12 protein-coding genes and 1 pseudogene are annotated in these 16,650 nt (G+C 73.1%); 9 read left to right on the forward strand and 4 right to left on the reverse strand.

What is annotated here, in order from left to right:
* Window positions 1-375 precede the first annotated feature (375 nt).
* Window positions 376-1,128: a class III extradiol dioxygenase subunit B-like domain-containing protein gene (locus QMF80_RS13895; protein WP_283452983.1), complete on the forward strand. Its 753-nt coding sequence runs from the start codon at window positions 376-378 to the stop codon at window positions 1,126-1,128.
* A 104-nt stretch (window positions 1,129-1,232) separates the two neighbouring features.
* On the opposite strand, the gene QMF80_RS13900 is transcribed toward QMF80_RS13895, so the two are convergent.
* Together QMF80_RS13900 and QMF80_RS13905 are read right to left on the reverse strand one after the other, a co-directional pair.
* Entirely contained in the window at window positions 1,233-1,478 is a 246-nt protein-coding gene (locus QMF80_RS13900) for an antitoxin (protein ID WP_283452985.1), read from the reverse strand.
* A 26-nt stretch (window positions 1,479-1,504) separates the two neighbouring features.
* Complete coding sequence (locus tag QMF80_RS13905; protein WP_283452987.1) at window positions 1,505-1,735, reverse strand: hypothetical protein; 231 nt, start codon at window positions 1,733-1,735, stop codon at window positions 1,505-1,507.
* Window positions 1,736-1,899: 164 nt separating this feature from the next.
* Between QMF80_RS13905 and miaA the strand changes: the two genes are divergently transcribed.
* From miaA to hflX, 6 genes are all read left to right on the forward strand, one after another.
* Complete coding sequence (gene miaA / locus QMF80_RS13910) at window positions 1,900-2,838, forward strand: tRNA (adenosine(37)-N6)-dimethylallyltransferase MiaA (protein WP_283452988.1); 939 nt, start codon at window positions 1,900-1,902, stop codon at window positions 2,836-2,838.
* 132 nt (window positions 2,839-2,970) lie between these two features.
* Window positions 2,971-3,516, forward strand: a complete 546-nt coding sequence (locus QMF80_RS13915) for a hypothetical protein (RefSeq protein ID WP_283453101.1) — start codon at window positions 2,971-2,973, stop codon at window positions 3,514-3,516.
* 34 nt (window positions 3,517-3,550) lie between these two features.
* A complete protein-coding gene (gene dapF / locus QMF80_RS13920; RefSeq protein WP_283452989.1) occupies window positions 3,551-4,429 on the forward strand; it encodes a diaminopimelate epimerase in 879 nt (292 codons plus the stop codon).
* 141 nt (window positions 4,430-4,570) lie between these two features.
* On the forward strand, window positions 4,571-6,652 hold the full coding sequence (locus QMF80_RS13925) for a RelA/SpoT family protein (protein WP_283452990.1): 2,082 nt from the start codon (window positions 4,571-4,573) through the stop codon (window positions 6,650-6,652).
* A 159-nt stretch (window positions 6,653-6,811) separates the two neighbouring features.
* Window positions 6,812-8,254: a M1 family metallopeptidase gene (locus QMF80_RS13930; RefSeq protein WP_283452992.1), complete on the forward strand. Its 1,443-nt coding sequence runs from the start codon at window positions 6,812-6,814 to the stop codon at window positions 8,252-8,254.
* Window positions 8,255-8,442: 188 nt separating this feature from the next.
* Complete coding sequence (gene hflX / locus QMF80_RS13935; RefSeq protein WP_283452993.1) at window positions 8,443-9,954, forward strand: GTPase HflX; 1,512 nt, start codon at window positions 8,443-8,445, stop codon at window positions 9,952-9,954.
* Between the two features lie 62 nt (window positions 9,955-10,016).
* On the opposite strand, the pseudogene QMF80_RS13940 reads toward hflX, so the two are convergent.
* Together QMF80_RS13940 and QMF80_RS13945 are read right to left on the reverse strand one after the other, a co-directional pair.
* Window positions 10,017-11,488, reverse strand: a pseudogene (locus tag QMF80_RS13940) (transposase).
* 136 nt (window positions 11,489-11,624) lie between these two features.
* Complete coding sequence (locus QMF80_RS13945) at window positions 11,625-12,803, reverse strand: trypsin-like serine peptidase (RefSeq protein WP_283452995.1); 1,179 nt, start codon at window positions 12,801-12,803, stop codon at window positions 11,625-11,627.
* Between the two features lie 422 nt (window positions 12,804-13,225).
* Between QMF80_RS13945 and QMF80_RS13950 the strand changes: the two genes are divergently transcribed.
* Together QMF80_RS13950 and QMF80_RS13955 are read left to right on the forward strand one after the other, a co-directional pair.
* Complete coding sequence (locus QMF80_RS13950; protein ID WP_502962843.1) at window positions 13,226-14,659, forward strand: diaminobutyrate--2-oxoglutarate transaminase family protein; 1,434 nt, start codon at window positions 13,226-13,228, stop codon at window positions 14,657-14,659.
* 24 nt (window positions 14,660-14,683) lie between these two features.
* Window positions 14,684-16,636 (forward strand): IucA/IucC family protein, encoded by a 1,953-nt coding sequence (locus QMF80_RS13955; protein WP_283452997.1) that lies wholly within the window; start codon window positions 14,684-14,686, stop codon window positions 16,634-16,636.
* Window positions 16,637-16,650 lie beyond the last annotated feature (14 nt).

Here is a 16,650-nt window from a genome sequence, read left to right on the forward strand (position 1 = left end):
AGCCCGGCGGGGCACACCTTGCCCGGCCGTGCGAACCTCTCCCCGCGGGCCACACCTTCCCTGCCGGGCACACCTTTCCCCGCGGGCCACACCTTGCCTGGCGGGCACACCCCGCCCAGCCCGGCCAACTCAGCCTCGCCGGCGTTTGAGGCGCCGCCGGAGGCACCCCGGGCACGCACCGGCCCCCAGGCCCGGCGGAGCCGGGGGCACACCTCCGGCTCAGCGGGGCGGTGGGCGCCCCAGGCCCGCACCGGCCCCGGGCCCGCACCGGCCCCGGGCCCGGCGGAGCCAGGGGCAAACCAGCCCCGCCGGGGCGTGCGGCGCCACGACCCCGCCCCGGACCACCGCCCCGGCCCGCCGACTAGGCTGCCGATCATGCTCGTAGCCGCAGCCGTCTGCCCCGCCCCGCCCCTCCTCGTCCCCCCGGTGGCCGCCGGAGCCGCCGGTGAACTCGCCGACGCCCGGACCGCCTGCTCGGACGCCCTCGCGGTGCTCGCCGCCTCGCGCCCCGACCGCCTGGTCGTGGTCGGGCCCGCCGACCCCGGCGCGGGGGGCCCGTACCCCCAGGGCTCCCGGGGCGGCTTCCACGGCTTCGGTGTGGTGAGCGACGTACACCTCGGCCGGCACCCGCACCCGGCCCAGCACGCGGCCCAGGACCCGGCCCAGGCCCGGCCGGACGCCGGCCGCCCCCTGCCGGTGTCCCTCGCCGTGGCCGCCTGGCTGCTCGCCCACACCGCCTGGTCCGGCGCCCCCGTGGACGGCCTCGGCGTGGAGGAGCCCCTGACCACCGCCGACTGCCTGGCGACCGGTCGCGAGCTGGCCGCCCGCGCCGAACGGGTCGCACTGCTCGTGATGGGTGACGGCAGCGCCTGCCGGACCCTGAAGGCCCCCGGTTACCTAGACGAGCGCGCCGAAGCCTTCGACGCCGCCGCCGCCCACGCGCTGGCCGCCGCCGACGTCGCCGCCCTGGCCGCGATCGACCCGCGCCTCGCGGCCGAGCTGAAGGCCGCGGGCCGGGCCCCCTGGCAGGTCCTGGCGGGCGCCGCCGAGGGCGCGGGCCTCGAAGGCCGCCTGCTGTACGAGGACGCCCCCTACGGCGTCGGCTACTTCGTCGCCGCCTGGTCCTAGCCGCCTCCGCGGCCGCGACCTGACACACCCGGTCCGGAAAAAGACGTACGGAAAAAGGGGCGCGGGGAGAACCCCGCGCCCCTTTCCGGGATCACGTCAGTGCGTCAGGCAGACGCCGGCGGTGTCGGCCCGCCGGGGCTGTCCTTGTGCGCCACCTTGCCCAGGGCGTCCTTCGCCTTGTCCGTGCCGGACGAGATCTGGCCGCTGTACTTGCCCTTGGTCTTGGAGTCCACGGCCTTGGCGACCTTGTCCAGTCCTTCACCGATCTTGCCCTCGTGCTGTTGCGCGAGGCCGCCGATCTTGTCCTTGGCCGGAGCGAGCTTGGCCTTCAAATTGTCCAGCAGGCCCATGGGACACCTTCCAGTGGCAGTGGCAATTACGTACGGGCGCCCTCACCGGCCTCGCTGTCCGCGGCTTCCTCCGCGCACTGCTGCTTGGGGATCTCCACGCCGCCTTCCGGCGCGGGGGTCTCCGTCGCGGCCGCGACCTCGTCGGTCACTTCGGACCCGGCCGTGGGGGCCGCCGCGGCGACCTCCTCGGCCGGCTCCACGACGGACTCCTCGGTGGCTTCCGCGGACTTCCGGCGAAACCGATCAAAAACGCCCATGTCTACTCCCATAACGTTACTCGTGAGGGTGAAGTTCCGCCTTGGCCGGACCGGCTTCCACCGGTCGCTCGCCGGGCCGGAACCTCGCCAGGGCAACGATCCGGCCCACGCCCCGTCACGTAACTCGATCGGGTACACGCCCGAGGGTTTGCGAGACTGGTGCGGTGAGAAGCGCAGCCCCCGCACCGCGGGTCATCGCCGTCGTCGGCCCCACGGCAGCCGGAAAATCAGATCTGGGCGTGGCCCTGGCCCGTCATTTCGACGGGGAAGTCGTCAACGCCGACTCCATGCAGCTCTACCGTGGGATGGACATCGGTACCGCCAAACTGACGACGGAGGAGCGCGGCGGCGTCATCCACCGGCTCCTCGACGTCTGGGACGTGACGGAAACCGCGAGCGTCGCCGAGTACCAGCGCCTCGCGCGGATCGAGATCGACCGGCTGCTCGCCGAGGGCCGTACGCCCGTCCTCGTCGGCGGCTCCGGGCTGTACGTCCGCGGCGCGCTGGACGCCATGGAGTTCCCCGGCACCGACCCGGCCGTCCGGGCCAGGCTGGAGGAAGAGGTCACCCTGCGCGGCCCCGGCGCCCTGCACGCGCGCCTCGCCGCCGCCGACCCGGCCGCCGGCCTCGCGATCCTGCCCAGCAACGGCCGCCGGATCGTCCGGGCGCTGGAGGTCATCGAGATCACCGGGCGCCCGTACACCGCGAACCTGCCCGGTCACGAGTCCGTCTACGACACCGTGCAGATCGGTGTGGACGTGGGCCGGCCCGAGCTGGACGAGCGGATCACCCTGCGCGTGGACCGCATGTGGGAGGACGGCCTCGTCGAGGAGGTACGGGCGCTGGAGGCCCAGGGGCTGCGGGGCGGCGTCACCGCCTCCCGCGCCCTCGGCTACCAGCAGGTGCTGGACGCGCTGGCCGGGAGCTGCACCGAGGCCGAGGCCAAGGCCGAAACGGTGCGCGCCACGAAGCGGTTCGCGCGCCGTCAGGACTCCTGGTTCCGGCGGGACCCCAGGGTCCACTGGCTCAGCGGGGCCGCCGCGGACCGTGCGGAACTCCCCGGGCTCGCGCAGTCGTTGGTCGAACGAGCGGTCACAGCCTGATCACGTGATGGCATCGGGACGCTCCGGGCGCCCGTTCGGGGCCCGGGGCCGTGCCATCATCAAACTCCGGCCGGTGTGGTCACCGGCCGCGATCGACGGCGTAGGAAGTCCGAGTGGGGAGGGCGCGTGGCGATGGAGGCCGGCCCTCGTGACACCGGGCGGGACAGCAACCGGCGGGAAGCGGATCCGGTGCTTCAGGACGGACTGGGCCTGCCCGCCGAACCCGCGCGACTGACCCCCGACGGCCCGGACGGGACCGACGGACTGGTCGGACTCGGCGTGCTGGGCGCGCTCGGCGCCCTGGACGGTCTGGACGGCGCGGACGCCGCCGCACAGGCCCCCGCGTTCGAGGTCGAGCTGCGCCCGCAGCGCCGCCTGCGGATCTGGCAGATCGCCCCCATCGTCATCCTGGCCGCGGCGGGCTCGCTGATGTTCGCCTTCCCGCTCGCCTTCGAGTTCGGTGACGGCGGCGCCGTGGTGGCCATGCTGGGGCTGCTGATCAGCTCCTGCGCGGGCGGCTGGGGCATGATGGCCGCCCGTCGCGTCGGCTACACCTGGCCGGGCCTGCCCGCACGCGGCTCCGGCCGCCGCCTGGACTGGCGCATCGCCGCCCTCTACGCGCTGGTCGCCCTGACCGTGGTGGCCCTGGCCGTACTGCGCGTGGCCCGGCTCCGCTGACCCCTTCCGCCGCCCGGGTTTGTACGATGTGAGGGTGACCACTACCGCGCCGCTCGCCTTCCTCAAGGGACACGGGACCGAGAACGACTTCGTGATCGTTCCCGACCCGGACAACGCCATCGACCTGCCCGCCGCCGCCGTCGCCGTGCTGTGCGACCGCCGGGCCGGGGTCGGCGGCGACGGGCTGCTGCACGTCGTGCGCTCCGCCGCCCACCCCGAGGCCCGCTCGATGGCCGACGAGGCCGAGTGGTTCATGGACTACCGCAACGGCGACGGTTCCATCGCCGAGATGTGCGGCAACGGCGTCCGCGTCTTCGCCCGCTACCTCCAGTACGCCGGTCACATCGAGGCCGGTGACGTCGCCGTCGCGACCCGTGGCGGTGTCAAGCGCGTCCACCTCGACAAGGCCGGCGACGTCACCGTCGCCATGGGCCGCGCCGCGCTCCCCGCGGGCGAGGTCAGCGTCACCGTCGGACCGAACACCTGGGCGGCGCGGAACGTGAACATGGGGAACCCGCACGCCGTCGCGTTCGTTGATTGCCTCGACGACGCCGGAAACCTGTTCGCCGCCCCGGACTTCGCCCCGGCGTCCGCCTACCCGACGGGTGTCAACGTCGAGTTCGTCGTCGACCGAGGCCCCCGGCACGTCGCCATGCGCGTCCACGAACGCGGCTCCGGCGAGACCCGCTCCTGCGGCACGGGCGCCTGCGCCGTCGCCGTGGCCACCGCCCGCCGCGACGGCGCCGACCCCTCCGTCACGGGCGAGCCCGTGACGTACACCGTCGACCTGCCCGGCGGAACCCTGGTCATCACCGAACACCCCGACGGCTCGGTCGACATGACCGGACCGGCCGTCATCGTGGCCGCGGGCGAGTTCGATCCGGCCTGGCTCACCGAAACGGCTTTCGGCTAAAGCTTCCCTCCAATGGGTGATCCGTTTCACGCTGGGCGAGAGCTGGACTGCGCCACGTGGTGGGGTCGGTAGCATCAGGCACCGGCCCTGAGGGCGCACCCCATGCCCACCACCGCCGGTCGAAGCCGCCGGAGGTGCCCCATGAGTGCAGAGGCCACGAACCCCGACGCACGACCCGAGTTCCGCAGACGCGGCCGGGCTCGGCTCGATCTGCGCAGGCTGGGCCGTGCGGCCCTGCTCGGGCCGACGTCCCGGGACCGGCTGCCCGATGCCATCGGGCACGTCGCAGAAGCCCACCGCGCCCACCATCCGGACGCGGACCTGTCCGTACTGCGCCGGGCCTACCTGCTCGCCGAGACCTCCCACCGCGGCCAGATGCGCAAGAGCGGCGAGCCCTACATCACCCACCCGCTCGCCGTGACGCTGATCCTGGCCGAACTCGGCGCCGAGACCACCACGTTGACGGCCTCGCTCCTCCACGACACCGTCGAGGACACCGAGGTGACCCTCGATCAGGTCCGCGCGGAGTTCGGTGACGAGGTCCGCTTCATCGTCGACGGCGTGACCAAGGTCGAGCGCATCGACTACGGCGCCGCCGCCGAGCCCGAGACCTTCCGCAAGATGCTCGTCGCCACCGGCAACGACGTCCGCGTCATGTCCATCAAACTCGCCGACCGACTGCACAACATGCGCACCCTCGGCGTGATGCGACCGGAGAAACAGGCCCGCATCGCCAAGGTCACCCGGGACGTCCTCATCCCGTTGGCCGAGCGGCTCGGCGTACAGGCCCTCAAGACCGAGCTGGAAGACCTCGTCTTCGCGATCCTGCACCCCGAGGAGTACGAGCGCACGCGCGGCCTCATCGCCGCCCACGCGGGCGAACGGGACCCGCTCCCCGCCATCGCCGACTCCGTCCGGGCCGTACTGCGCGAGTCCGGCATCCAGGCGGAAGTACAGATCCGCCCCCGGCACTTCGTCTCGGTCCACCGGATCTCCCTCACCCGGGGCGAACTGCGCGGCTCCGACTTCGGCAGGCTCCTCGTCCTGGTCGCCGAGAACGCCGACTGCTACGGGGTCCTCGGCGAACTGCACACCTGCTTCACCCCGGTGGTCTCCGAGTTCAAGGACTTCATCGCCGTACCCAAGTTCAACCTGTACCAGTCCCTGCACACCGCCATCGCCACCCCCGGGGGCGACGTCGCCGAGGTCATCGTGCGCACCCGCCAGATGCACCGGGTCGCCGAGGCCGGGGTGGTCGCCCTCGGCAACCCCTACACCTTCGGCGAGGCCGCCGCCGACGCCGACGGCGACGAGGAGCGCGTCGACCCCACCCGGCCCGGCTGGCTCTCCCGGCTGCTGGACTGGCAGCAGTCCACGCCCGACCCCGACGCGTTCTGGAGCTCGCTGCGCGACGAGCTGGCCCAGGACCGCGAGATCACCGTCTTCCGGGCCGACGGCGGGGGCGCGGACGGCACCATCAGCCTTCCGGCCGGGGCCAGCTGTATCGACGCGGCCTACGCCCAGTACGGCGAGGCCGCGCACGGCTGTATCGGCGCCCGGGTCAACGGGCGCCTCACCTCCCTGGCCACCCCGCTGGCCGATGCCGACACCGTGCAGCTCCTGCTCGCGCACGACTCCACCTCCGGGCCCGCCGCCGACTGGCTCGACCACGCCCGTACCCCGGCCGCCCGGATCGCCATCGGCCGCTGGCTCCAGTCCCACCCCGCCGCGGTCAAGGCCCCCACCGCGCCGCCCCGGGCGCCGCTGCCGATGGTGAGCCTGCGGCCCGGCGGGCGCAACGCCGTCGCGGACCTGCCGGACGCGACCGTACGGCTCGCCGGGTGCTGCACCCCGGTACCCCCCGACTCGGTCGCGGGGTTCGTCGTACGCGGCGGGGCCGTCACCGTGCACCGCATCGCCTGCCCGGCCGTGGAACAGATGCGGTCCCTGGGGCGGACCTCGGTCGCCGTGCACTGGCGGGCCACCGCGGACTGCCGGGTCACCCTGGTCGCCGAATCGTTCGGGCGGCCGCACCTGCTGGCCGATCTCACCGAAGCCATCGCCCACGAGGGCGTCGAGGTCATCTCGGCCACCGTCGAAGCGCCGATCGAGCAGCGGGTCCGGCACACCTACACCCTGCACCTGCGCGACGCCAGCGCGCTGCCGGGGCTGATGCGGGCCATGCGGGACGTACCGGGCGTCTACGACGTCGGGCGCGTGTAGCGGGGGCGCGGGGGAGGGGGACGGGGGGAACGGGAGGGGCACGGGGCGGGCGGGAAAGGCCGCCCGGACGGGTCCGGAACCACCCCTTCGAGTGGGGCCGCCCGCGCGTCCGACGCGCCGGAGCGGGCCCGGGCGGCGGGCGCTGGTAAGCGGTGGTGGATGCGCCTCACCTCCCCCCGCCTGCGGGCCGTCCTGCTCACCGCGGCCTCACTCACCCTCGTCGCCGCCGTCCTGCCGCCGCCCCGGCCCCTCGGCGTCGGCGACCGGCTCTTCCCCGATCTGGGCAACCCCGGTTACGACGTCCGCTCGTACGACCTGTCCTTCACCTACAAGGACAACAGCAGCCCGCTCGACGCGGTCACCGTCATCGACGCCCGCGCCACCACGGCCCTGGAGCGGGTCAACCTCGACTTCACCCGCGGCAAGGTCCTGTCCGCCGAGATCAACGACCGCCCGGCGCAGTTCGTGAGCGTGGGGGAGGACCTCGTACTGACCCCCGAGCGCCCCGTGGCGGCCGAGGAGACGCTGCGCATCACCGTCCACCACACCAGCGATCCGCGCGGCGGCGGGGACGGCGGCTGGGTGCCCACCTCCGACGGGCTGGTCATGGCCAACCAGGCCGACGCCGCCCACCGGGTCTTCCCCTGCAACGACCACCCCGTGGACAAGGCGTACTACACCTTCCGGATCACCGTGCCGGACGGGCTGACCGCGGTCGCCAACGGGCTGCCCGGCCTGGTGAAGCACCGCGCCGGGGGCCCGGCCACCTGGACCTACCACACGCTGCACCCCATGGCGACGGAGCTGGCCCAGGTCTCCGTGGGCCGGTCCGCGGTCGTCCACCGGCGCGGCCCGCGCGGGATGGACCTGCGGGACGTGGTGCCCGCCGCCGACCAGCAGCGGCTGGAGCCCTGGCTGAAGAAGACCCCGGCGCAGATGGAGTGGATGGAGGAGCGGGTCGGCCGCTATCCCTTCGAGACGTACGGAGTGCTCATCGCCCAGGCCCGCACCGGCTTCGAGCTGGAGACCCAGACGCTCTCGCTCTTCGAGCGGGGGATCTTCACCGAGCCGGGTTACCCCGAGTGGTACGTCGATTCGATCATGGTCCATGAGCTGGCCCACCAGTGGTTCGGCGACAGCGTCACCCCGCGGACCTGGTCCGACCTGTGGCTCAACGAGGGACACGCCACCTGGTACGAGGCCCTGTACGCCGACGGCCTCGGCAAGTACTCCCTGGACCGGCGGATGCGCGAGGCGTACCAGCGCTCCGACCAGTGGCGGGCCGCGGGCGGCCCCCCGGCCGCCCCCAAGCCCGCCGCGCCCGGGGAGAAGATCGGCCTCTTCCGGCCGGTGGTCTACGACGGCGCCGCGCTGGCCCTCTACGCCCTGCGCCAAGAGGTCGGCAAGGCCGCGTTCGAGGACATCGAGCGCCGCTGGGTGGCCCGCAACCACGACGAGGTGGTGGGTACGGAGGACTTCGTACGGCTGGCCTCGGACGTGGCCGGACGGGACCTGACCGCCTTCCTGCGGCCCTGGCTGTACGGGCAGCGGACCCCGGCGATGCCCGGACATCCGGAGTGGAGCACGCCGAAGAACGCGTGAGAAAAGGGTGTGACGGGCGGGGAACGGGCATGTCACCATCGACAGGTCGGCGACGCCCGCCGCCGGGCCCGGCTCCCGTAGGGAATCTCCGGCCGGTGTGACACGTTGTACGTAGTCGTAGTACACGGCCGTGTGCAGGAGTGCGCGGTGGTACCGGCAGACGCATCCGAAAACGACGTAAGGATCCAATGACCTCCTCTTCTTCCCCTTCCCAGGACGCGCAGGACTCGACCTCCTCCGAGGCGAGGGACGCGCAGAGCTTCACCGAGAGCCTTCGGGCCGATGCCCTGATGGAAGAGGACGTCGCCTGGAGCCACAAGGTCGACGGGGACCGCGACGGCGAGCAGCTGGAACGCTCCGAGCGAGCCGCCCTGCGGCGCGTCGTCGGCCTCTCCACCGAACTCGAGGACGTCACCGAGGTCGAGTACCGCCAGCTCCGCCTGGAGCGCGTGGTCCTCGTCGGCGTCTGGACCACCGGCACCGCGCAGGACGCGGACAACTCCCTCGCGGAGCTGGCCGCCCTCGCCGAGACCGCCGGCGCCCTCGTCCTCGACGGTGTCATCCAGCGCCGCGACAAGCCCGACCCGGCCACCTTCATCGGCTCCGGCAAGGCCCGCGAGCTGCGCGACATCGTCACCGAGACCGGGGCCGACACCGTCGTGTGCGACGGCGAGCTGAGTCCCGGCCAGCTGATCGCCCTCGAAGACGTGGTCAAGGTCAAGGTGGTCGACCGGACCGCCCTGATCCTCGACATCTTCGCCCAGCACGCCAAGTCCCGAGAGGGCAAGGCGCAGGTCGCGCTCGCGCAGATGCAGTACATGCTGCCGCGACTGCGCGGCTGGGGTGCCTCGCTGTCCCGGCAGATGGGTGGCGGCGGCGGTGGCGGCATGGCCACGCGCGGTCCCGGCGAGACCAAGATCGAGACGGACCGGCGCCGGATCCGCGAGAAGATGGCGAAGATGCGCCGGGAGATCGCGGACATGAAGACCGGCCGCGACATCAAGCGGCAGGAACGGCGCCGCAACAAGGTGCCGTCGGTCGCCATCGCCGGATACACCAACGCGGGCAAGTCCTCGCTGCTCAACCGCCTCACGGGCGCGGGCGTGCTGGTGGAGAACTCGCTGTTCGCCACCCTCGACCCGACCGTGCGCCGGGCCGAGACGCCGAGCGGCCGGGTCTACACCCTGGCCGACACCGTCGGCTTCGTCCGGCACCTGCCCCACCACCTCGTCGAGGCGTTCCGCTCCACGATGGAGGAGGTCGGCGACTCCGACCTCATCCTGCACATCGTGGACGGCTCGCACCCGGCGCCGGAGGAGCAGCTGGCGGCGGTGCGCGAGGTGATCCGCGAGGTCGGCGCGGTCAACGTGCCGGAGATCGTGGTCATCAACAAGGCGGACGCCGCGGACCCGCTGGTCCTGCAGCGGCTGCTGCGCATCGAGCGGCACTCCATCGCCGTCTCGGCCCGCACGGGCCAGGGCATCGAGGAACTGCTCACCCTCATCGACACCGAGCTGCCCAGGCCCGCGGTCGAGCTGGAGGCGCTCGTGCCGTACACGCGCGGCGGGCTGGTCGCCCGGGCGCACGCCGAGGGCGAGGTGATCTCCGAGGAGCACATCCCGGAGGGCACCCTGCTCAAGGCGCGGGTGCACGCCGAACTGGCCGCGGAGCTGGCGCCGTACATCCCCGCGAAGCACTGACCGACCGCTCTCGGCCCAGGCCGTGACGGACGAAGGGCCCCCCCGCACGCGGACGCTGTTGGTTAATTCGGGCCCGGTTGCCTCGCCCCGTTGAGCTTCGGCTCGGCGGGGCGAAGTGCTGCGAAGTGGCTGGTGCGGGTGCGGGCCCGGGGTGTGTCGGTGAGGTGGGTGTCGATGCGGGCGAGGTTGATGGCGGCGCCGGTGAGCTGGTGCTGGAGGCTGGTCTTCGCGAGGCCCCGGTAGCGGGATCTGCGCAGGCCGCAGCGCCCGACGCCTTGGGAGATGGTGCCCTCGACCCCGGCCCGGATCTTGTAGCGGGTCTTCCACGCGTCGGTCTGCTGCTCGGTGCGGGCCGCGTGGAGGGCCTCGTGTTCTTCCCGGTGGCGAAGGGTGATCTCACGCCGTTCGGCGTTGGGAGAGCTGACGCAGTCGCGCAGGTGGGGGCAGGCCCGGCAGTCAGCAGGGTTGAAGCGGACCCGGATGACGGGCAAGCCCTGGGATGTGTGGGGGTGGTGCCACTGCGTGCTGGTGACACCATCCGGGCAGGTCACCTGCTGTTGGTCGAAAACGGTGGCGACGGTGGTGGCCACGTTCGTGATCAGGTTCGGACCATCGGTTCCGCAGGTTTCGGTGAGGTGGACTTTGTATCCGTCCCACATGGTGTCGCGCTTGACGCTGCCGCGGGTCTCGACGTCATAGGGGGTGACCAGGCGCTTCGCGCCCGGCGGCCGGTCTTTTGGGTCCCGCCGCACCACCTCGCCCCCGACCAGGTGGAAGTGCTGCACCCAGACTTGCCGCAGGATCTCCACCTGTTCCACTTCCCGCAGTCCGGGGGGCGCGTCGGGCGTGGTCGCGGCCGCCAGCAGCCGCATGCCGTCCGTCCCGATCCGCCGCCCCACCTCGTCCCGCTTGGTTTGGGCCTTGGGGGAACGGGAGTCCTCAGCCCGACTCGCGTAGTGGCGGAACCAGTCCGGATCGGCCACCTCCCACAGCCAGCCGGGAGCGGCGACCGCGAGCGCGTTCAGCGCGGAGCGCAGTGTCTCCGCGACTATCTCCAGCCAGTTCAGCTCACGGGCCGCCGACTGCACATGCGTGGAGTCGGTGCGGGCTTTCCCGCCCGTGACCAGCAGGTTCTTCTCCCGGGCCGCGGCGAGGATGCCGTCCAGCAGTTGCCGTCCGGCATCCGCCTCGACCAGCCGGTCCCGGAACTCCGAGAGCACCGAGAAGTCGAAGCCCGGATTGTCGAGTTCCAGCCCGAGGGCGTACTTGAAGTCGATCCTGGCCCGCACAGCCTCCGCGGCCTGCCGGTCGGTCAGCCCTTCCACGAACTGCAACACCAGCACGAGTGCCAGCCGGCCCGGTGACCAGGCGGGCTTCCCCCGCACCGGAAACAGAGCCGCGAACTCCTCATCCGTGAACAGAAGACCCAGCTCATCCGGACCCGGATCGCCAGGCTCCCCTTACGGAAGGCAGCCCGAGCCACACGCACCGTCTCCGCCGGGATCTTGTCCAGCTCGCTCGCCCGCATCGACATCGACACCCTCCCCATACGACAACGTCGGCTCCCAAGACCACAACCAGGTCTTGGGAGCCGACGTCACGCTCGGGCCCGAATTAACCAACAGCGTCCACCGGCGGGGGGCCCTTCGTCCGTCACGCGGACCGTTCGCCTACTTGAACTTGCCGCTCACCGCGTCGTAGACGCCCTTGGCCTCCGAGCCCAGCCGCGGACCGGCCAGCCAGCCGGCCTTGACCGGGCCGATCGAGGTGTTCGACACCAGCGCGCGCTTGCCGTCCGAGCCCGTGGCCACCCAGCCGCCGCCCGAAGAACCGCCGGTCATGGTGCAGCCGATGCGGTACATCACCGGTGCTTCCGCGGCCAGCGAGAGGCGGCCCGGCTTGTCGGTGCACTGGTAGGCCTTCTGGCCGTCGAAGGGGCTGGCCGCCGGGAACCCGGTCGCCGTGATGCTCGCGACCTTCGCCGCGGACGGGGCGTTGAACTCCACCGGGAGCGCCGAACCGACCGTCTCCTCCAGCGACTTGCCGCCGCCCGCCTCCGGGGTCACGTGCAGCACCGCGAAGTCGTACGGGGCCCCCGCGCCGCCGCTCGGACCGCCCGTGGCGATCCACTGGTCCGAGGTCTGGGCCCAGTCGCTCCACCAGACGCCGTACGGAGCCACCTGCTCGCGGGCCGCGCCCTTGAGCTGCGCCGCGGACTTGCCCGCGTTGTTGTAGGAGGGCACGAAGGCGATGTTGCGGTACCAGCCGCCGCTCTTGCCCGCGTGGACACAATGGCCCGCGGTCCAGACCATGTCGGACTTGCCGGGGTGCGCCGGGTCCTTCACGACGGTCGCCGAGCAGACCATCGAGCCCTCGGGGCCGTCGAAGAAGACCTTCCCGGCCTCCGGGACGCTCTGGTGGAAGGGCGGCGCGGCCGCCTTCGCGGTGACCGGGACGGGCGTCGGGTCGGTGACGCCCTGGTCCTTGCCGAGATCCGGGTCGGTGACGGGGCGGTCCGGCGGGACGTCGGCGTCACGCATCCGGTCCGGGTCCCACAGGCCCTCGATGATCGGGTTGACGTAGTCGCCCGCCTCGCGGAGCCAGTCTTCCTTCTTCCAGTTCTTCCATGCGCCTCCCTTCCACTTGTCCAGGTCGAAGCCGTGCTGCTTGAGCTTGGCCTTCAGCTCGTCCGGGACCTTGATGGTGTCGGACCCGGACGGGAGGCTCACCGCCACGGTCGGCTTGGCGTCTCCGCCGGCCTCACCGTTGCCGGGTCCGCAGGCCGCGGCGGTCAGCGCGAGCGCGGCCGCACACAGTACGGCGGTGACCGGTCGGTTCGGTCGTCGCATGTCGTGAATCCCCCTGGGTGTTTCGTGGCGTGGAGTGCAGCACCCCACTATGCCGCTGCCCTGGGGGACGGCACCGGGCGGGGCGGTGGTTGCGGCCGGACACCCGTTCCGTACAAGGATCTTGGCGCCTGGCCGTGATCCCCCGGCGTCATCGTCGTTGGTACGTACGGGGGATGGGGCAGTGGCGTTCGCGTGCGAGACGCGATCCGGACGAGAGGTCCGCGAGAGCGCCGGGCCGGAGAACCCGACAGAGCGATCCGAGCGATCTCAGTGATGCAAGCGACTCAGTGAGCCGAGCGGTCGAAGCGATCCGGGGGATCGAAGCGATCCGGGCGATCCGGGCGATCCAAGTGGGAGGACCGACACTCGTGGCCTTGACCGAGCAGGCCGCGGCGGCGGCATGGACCGTGCCCCCGCCCACCGTGCCCCCGCCCACCGTGCCGTCGCAGTCCGCGCCGGGAGGTGAGCGCGAGGGCATCCTGCGCAGGCAGTCGCTGCGGGAGTCCGCCGCCCGTACCTACGCCCGCGCGCTGCCCATCGTCCCGGTCCGGGCCCGCGGGATGACCATCGAGGGCGCCGACGGCCGCCGCTACCTCGACTGTCTCTCCGGCGCCGGAACCCTGGCCCTGGGCCACAACCACCCCGTGGTGCTGGAGGCGATCCGCAAGGTCATCGACTCCGGCGCGCCCCTGCACGTCCTGGACCTGGCCACACCGGTCAAGGACGCCTTCACCACCGAACTGTTCACGAACCTGCCGCCCGCGCTGGCGGCCGACGCGCGCGTCCAGTTCTGCGGGCCGGCCGGTACGGACGCGGTCGAGGCGGCCCTCAAACTGGTCCGCACCGCCACCGGCCGCAGCGGGCTCCTCGCCTTCACCGGCGCCTACCACGGCATGACCGCCGGGGCCCTGGCCGCATCCGGTGGCGCCCGGGACAGCGGGGTGACCCGGCTGCCCTACCCCCGGGACTACGCCTGCCCCTTCGGGGTCGGCGGCCCCGAGGGCGCCCGGCTCGGGGCACGCTGGACCGAGAGCCTCCTCGACGACCCCAAGAGCGGGGTCCCCGTGCCCGCCGGGATGATCCTGGAACCGGTCCAGGGGGAGGGCGGGGTCATCCCGGCCCCGGACGCCTGGCTGCGCAGGATGCGCGAGATCACCACGGCCCGAGGCATCCCGCTGATCGCCGACGAGGTGCAGACCGGAGTCGGGCGCACCGGTGCCTTCTGGGGGGTGGACCACGCCGGGGTGGTGCCGGACGTGATGGTGCTGTCCAAGGCGATCGGCGGCAGCCTGCCCCTCGCCGTGATCGTGTACCGGGGCGAACTGGACGCCTGGGAGCCGGGCGCCCACGCCGGTACCTTCCGCGGCAATCAGCTCGCGATGGCCGCGGGCACGGCCACCCTCGCTCACGTCCGCCAGAACGGCCTCGCCGCCCGCGCGGCCGTCCTGGGAGACCGGATGCTCGCCTCCCTCCGCTCTCTGGCCGCCGGCCACCCCACCATCGGCGACGTCCGCGGCCGCGGCCTGATGCTGGGTGTCGAACTCATCGACCCCGAAGCCCCGGAGCCCCCGTCCCCCGGAGCGGCCGAGACCGCGGGCGGCCACGAGCCCGCGGCCAGGACCGGAGCAGGCTCCGCGTCCGGGGCCGGGGCCGGTGCGGGGGGTGGGGCCCCGCACCTCGCCGCCGCCGTGCGCCAGGAGTGCCTGGACCGCGGACTCATCGTCGAGCTGGGCGGCCGCCACTCCAGCGTCGTACGGCTGCTGCCCCCGTTGACCGTCACCGACGAGCAGGCCGCGGCCGTGCTGGACCGCCTCGCCGATGCCATCACCGCCGTCGAACGCACCCGGCACCTCTGACCCGATCCTCCTCAAGGAACCTCAGTGATCTCCACCCCCGATCCCACGCCGCACCAGCCTTCGGACCCGCCCGGCCACATCCCGCGCCCGGCTCCCGAGGCGGCCCCACCGCAGGCCGCGGTGGCACCCCCGGCCACCGTCCCCCGGCAGAAGGACGGCACCCCCAAGCCCGAGCCGGGTGCGGACTCCCCGGCCGGCCCCGGCCCGGGATCCGCCCGAGGGGCGGCGGGGATCCGCCTGGCCGGCCCCGACCTGCTGGACCACCCCGACCCGGCCATCGCGGCCGAGGCGGCGGCCGTCGAGAACCTGCTGCGGTGCTGGGTCCGGGAAAGTGGCCTCGGCCGCCCCCAAGGCCCCCTCGGAACCCTGCTGCGCATCCCCCTTCCGGCCTCCGGCGCGGCCCTTCTGGTAGCGGTCCGGCACTGGTCCCCGGCGGGCTGGCACCGCTTCGCCCCCGCCCGGCTCGAAGGCGCCCCGGCCGAAGCCCCCGCCCTGGACGCAGTGACCCTCGCCGGGCTCATCGCCCGTGAGGGCGGCGCGCGCGGCGGCGCCGACCTGGTGGGCCGGGTCGCCGACTCGGTGCGCCGCACCGCCGAGTTCATCGCCGACCGGCGCACCCGCCCGGAAGCCCCCGCGCCCATCTCCGGTGACCTCTTCCTCACCGCCGAACAGTCCCTGCTCCTCGGCCACCCCCTCCACCCCGCGCCGAAGAGCCGCGAGGGACTCTCCGAGGCGGACGTCCGCCGCTACTCACCCGAACTGCACGGCTCCTTCCCGCTGCACTGGACCGCCGTCGACCCCTCCGTCCTCGCCACCGACTCCGCCTGGACCGAACGGGGGCGCCCCGTCCCCGCCGAACGGCTCCTCGGCCGCCTCGCCCCCGGGCTCCGGCTGCCCGACGGCGCCACCCCCCTTCCCCTGCACCCCTGGCAGGCGCGTGACCTCTTCCAACGCCCCGCCGTCGCCGCCCTCCTCGACGCGGGACTCCTGCACGACCTCGGGCCGCACGGCGACCCCTGGTACCCCACCTCCTCCATCCGCACCGTCCACCGCCCCGGTGCCGCGGCGATGCTCAAGCTGTCGCTGGGCCTGCGCATCACCAACTCCCGCCGGGAGAACCTCCGCAAGGAACTCCACCGGGGCGTCGAGGTGCACCGGCTGCTGCGCTCCGGTCTGGTCGAGGAGTGGCAGGCGGCCCACCCCGGTTTCGACATCGTCCGCGACCCCGCCTGGGTCGCCGTCGACTCCCCGGACGGCACCCCCGTCCCCGGCCTCGACGCCCTGCTGCGCCACAACCCCTTCCGCCCGGGCGACGACGCCGTCTGTGTCGCCGCGCTCACCTCACCCCGTCCGCGCCCCGGCCGCGCCACGATGCGCTCGCGCCTGGCCGATCTGGTCGCCCGGCTCTCCCTCGCCACCGACCGTCCCACCTCCGCCGTCGCCGCCGAGTGGTTCCTGCGCTACCTCGACCACGTCGTCCTGCCCGTGCTCGCCCTCGACTCCCTCGCCGGCGTCGCCCTCGAAGCCCACCAGCAGAACACCCTGGTCCTCCTCGACCCGGCGGGCTGGCCCGTCGGCGGCCGCTACCGCGACAACCAGGGCTACTACTTCCGCGACTCCCACCGCGCGGAACTGGAGCACCGGCTCCCCGGCATCGGCGGCGTCAGCGACACCTTCGTCCCCGACGCCGTCACCGACGAACGCTTCGCCTACTACCTGGGCATCAACAACGTGTTCGGCCTCATCGGAGCCTTCGGGTCCCAGCGGCTCGCCGACGAACGCGTCCTGCTCGCCGCCTTCCGCCGCTTCCTCGGCAAGGCCGCGGACCACGGCCCGCTCCCCGCGCAGCTGCTCGATTCGCCCACCCTGCGCTGCAAGGCGAACCTGCTCACCCGCCTGGGCGGCCTCGACGAACTCGTCGGCCCCGTGGACACCCAGTCCGTCTACGTCACCATCGCCAACCCCCTTCACGACTGACGCGGAGAAGAGCC

It is taken from the genome of Streptomyces sp. G-G2 (assembly GCF_030063135.1).
Taxonomy (GTDB): domain Bacteria; phylum Actinomycetota; class Actinomycetes; order Streptomycetales; family Streptomycetaceae; genus Streptomyces.

What these genes read in the sequence shown, in the direction of transcription:
- QMF80_RS13895 (WP_283452983.1), top strand. Translation starts at nt 376, where the DNA reads ATGCTCGTAGCCGCAGCCGTCTGCCCCGCCCCGCCCCTCCTCGTCCCC.
- QMF80_RS13930 (WP_283452992.1), top strand. Translation starts at nt 6,812, where the DNA reads ATGCGCCTCACCTCCCCCCGCCTGCGGGCCGTCCTGCTCACCGCGGCC.
- hflX (WP_283452993.1), top strand. Translation starts at nt 8,443, where the DNA reads ATGACCTCCTCTTCTTCCCCTTCCCAGGACGCGCAGGACTCGACCTCC.
- QMF80_RS13915 (WP_283453101.1), top strand. Translation starts at nt 2,971, where the DNA reads ATGGAGGCCGGCCCTCGTGACACCGGGCGGGACAGCAACCGGCGGGAA.
- QMF80_RS13900 (WP_283452985.1), bottom strand. Translation starts at nt 1,478, where the DNA reads ATGGGCCTGCTGGACAATTTGAAGGCCAAGCTCGCTCCGGCCAAGGAC.
- QMF80_RS13945 (WP_283452995.1), bottom strand. Translation starts at nt 12,803, where the DNA reads ATGCGACGACCGAACCGACCGGTCACCGCCGTACTGTGTGCGGCCGCG.
- QMF80_RS13905 (WP_283452987.1), bottom strand. Translation starts at nt 1,735, where the DNA reads ATGGGCGTTTTTGATCGGTTTCGCCGGAAGTCCGCGGAAGCCACCGAG.
- QMF80_RS13925 (WP_283452990.1), top strand. Translation starts at nt 4,571, where the DNA reads ATGAGTGCAGAGGCCACGAACCCCGACGCACGACCCGAGTTCCGCAGA.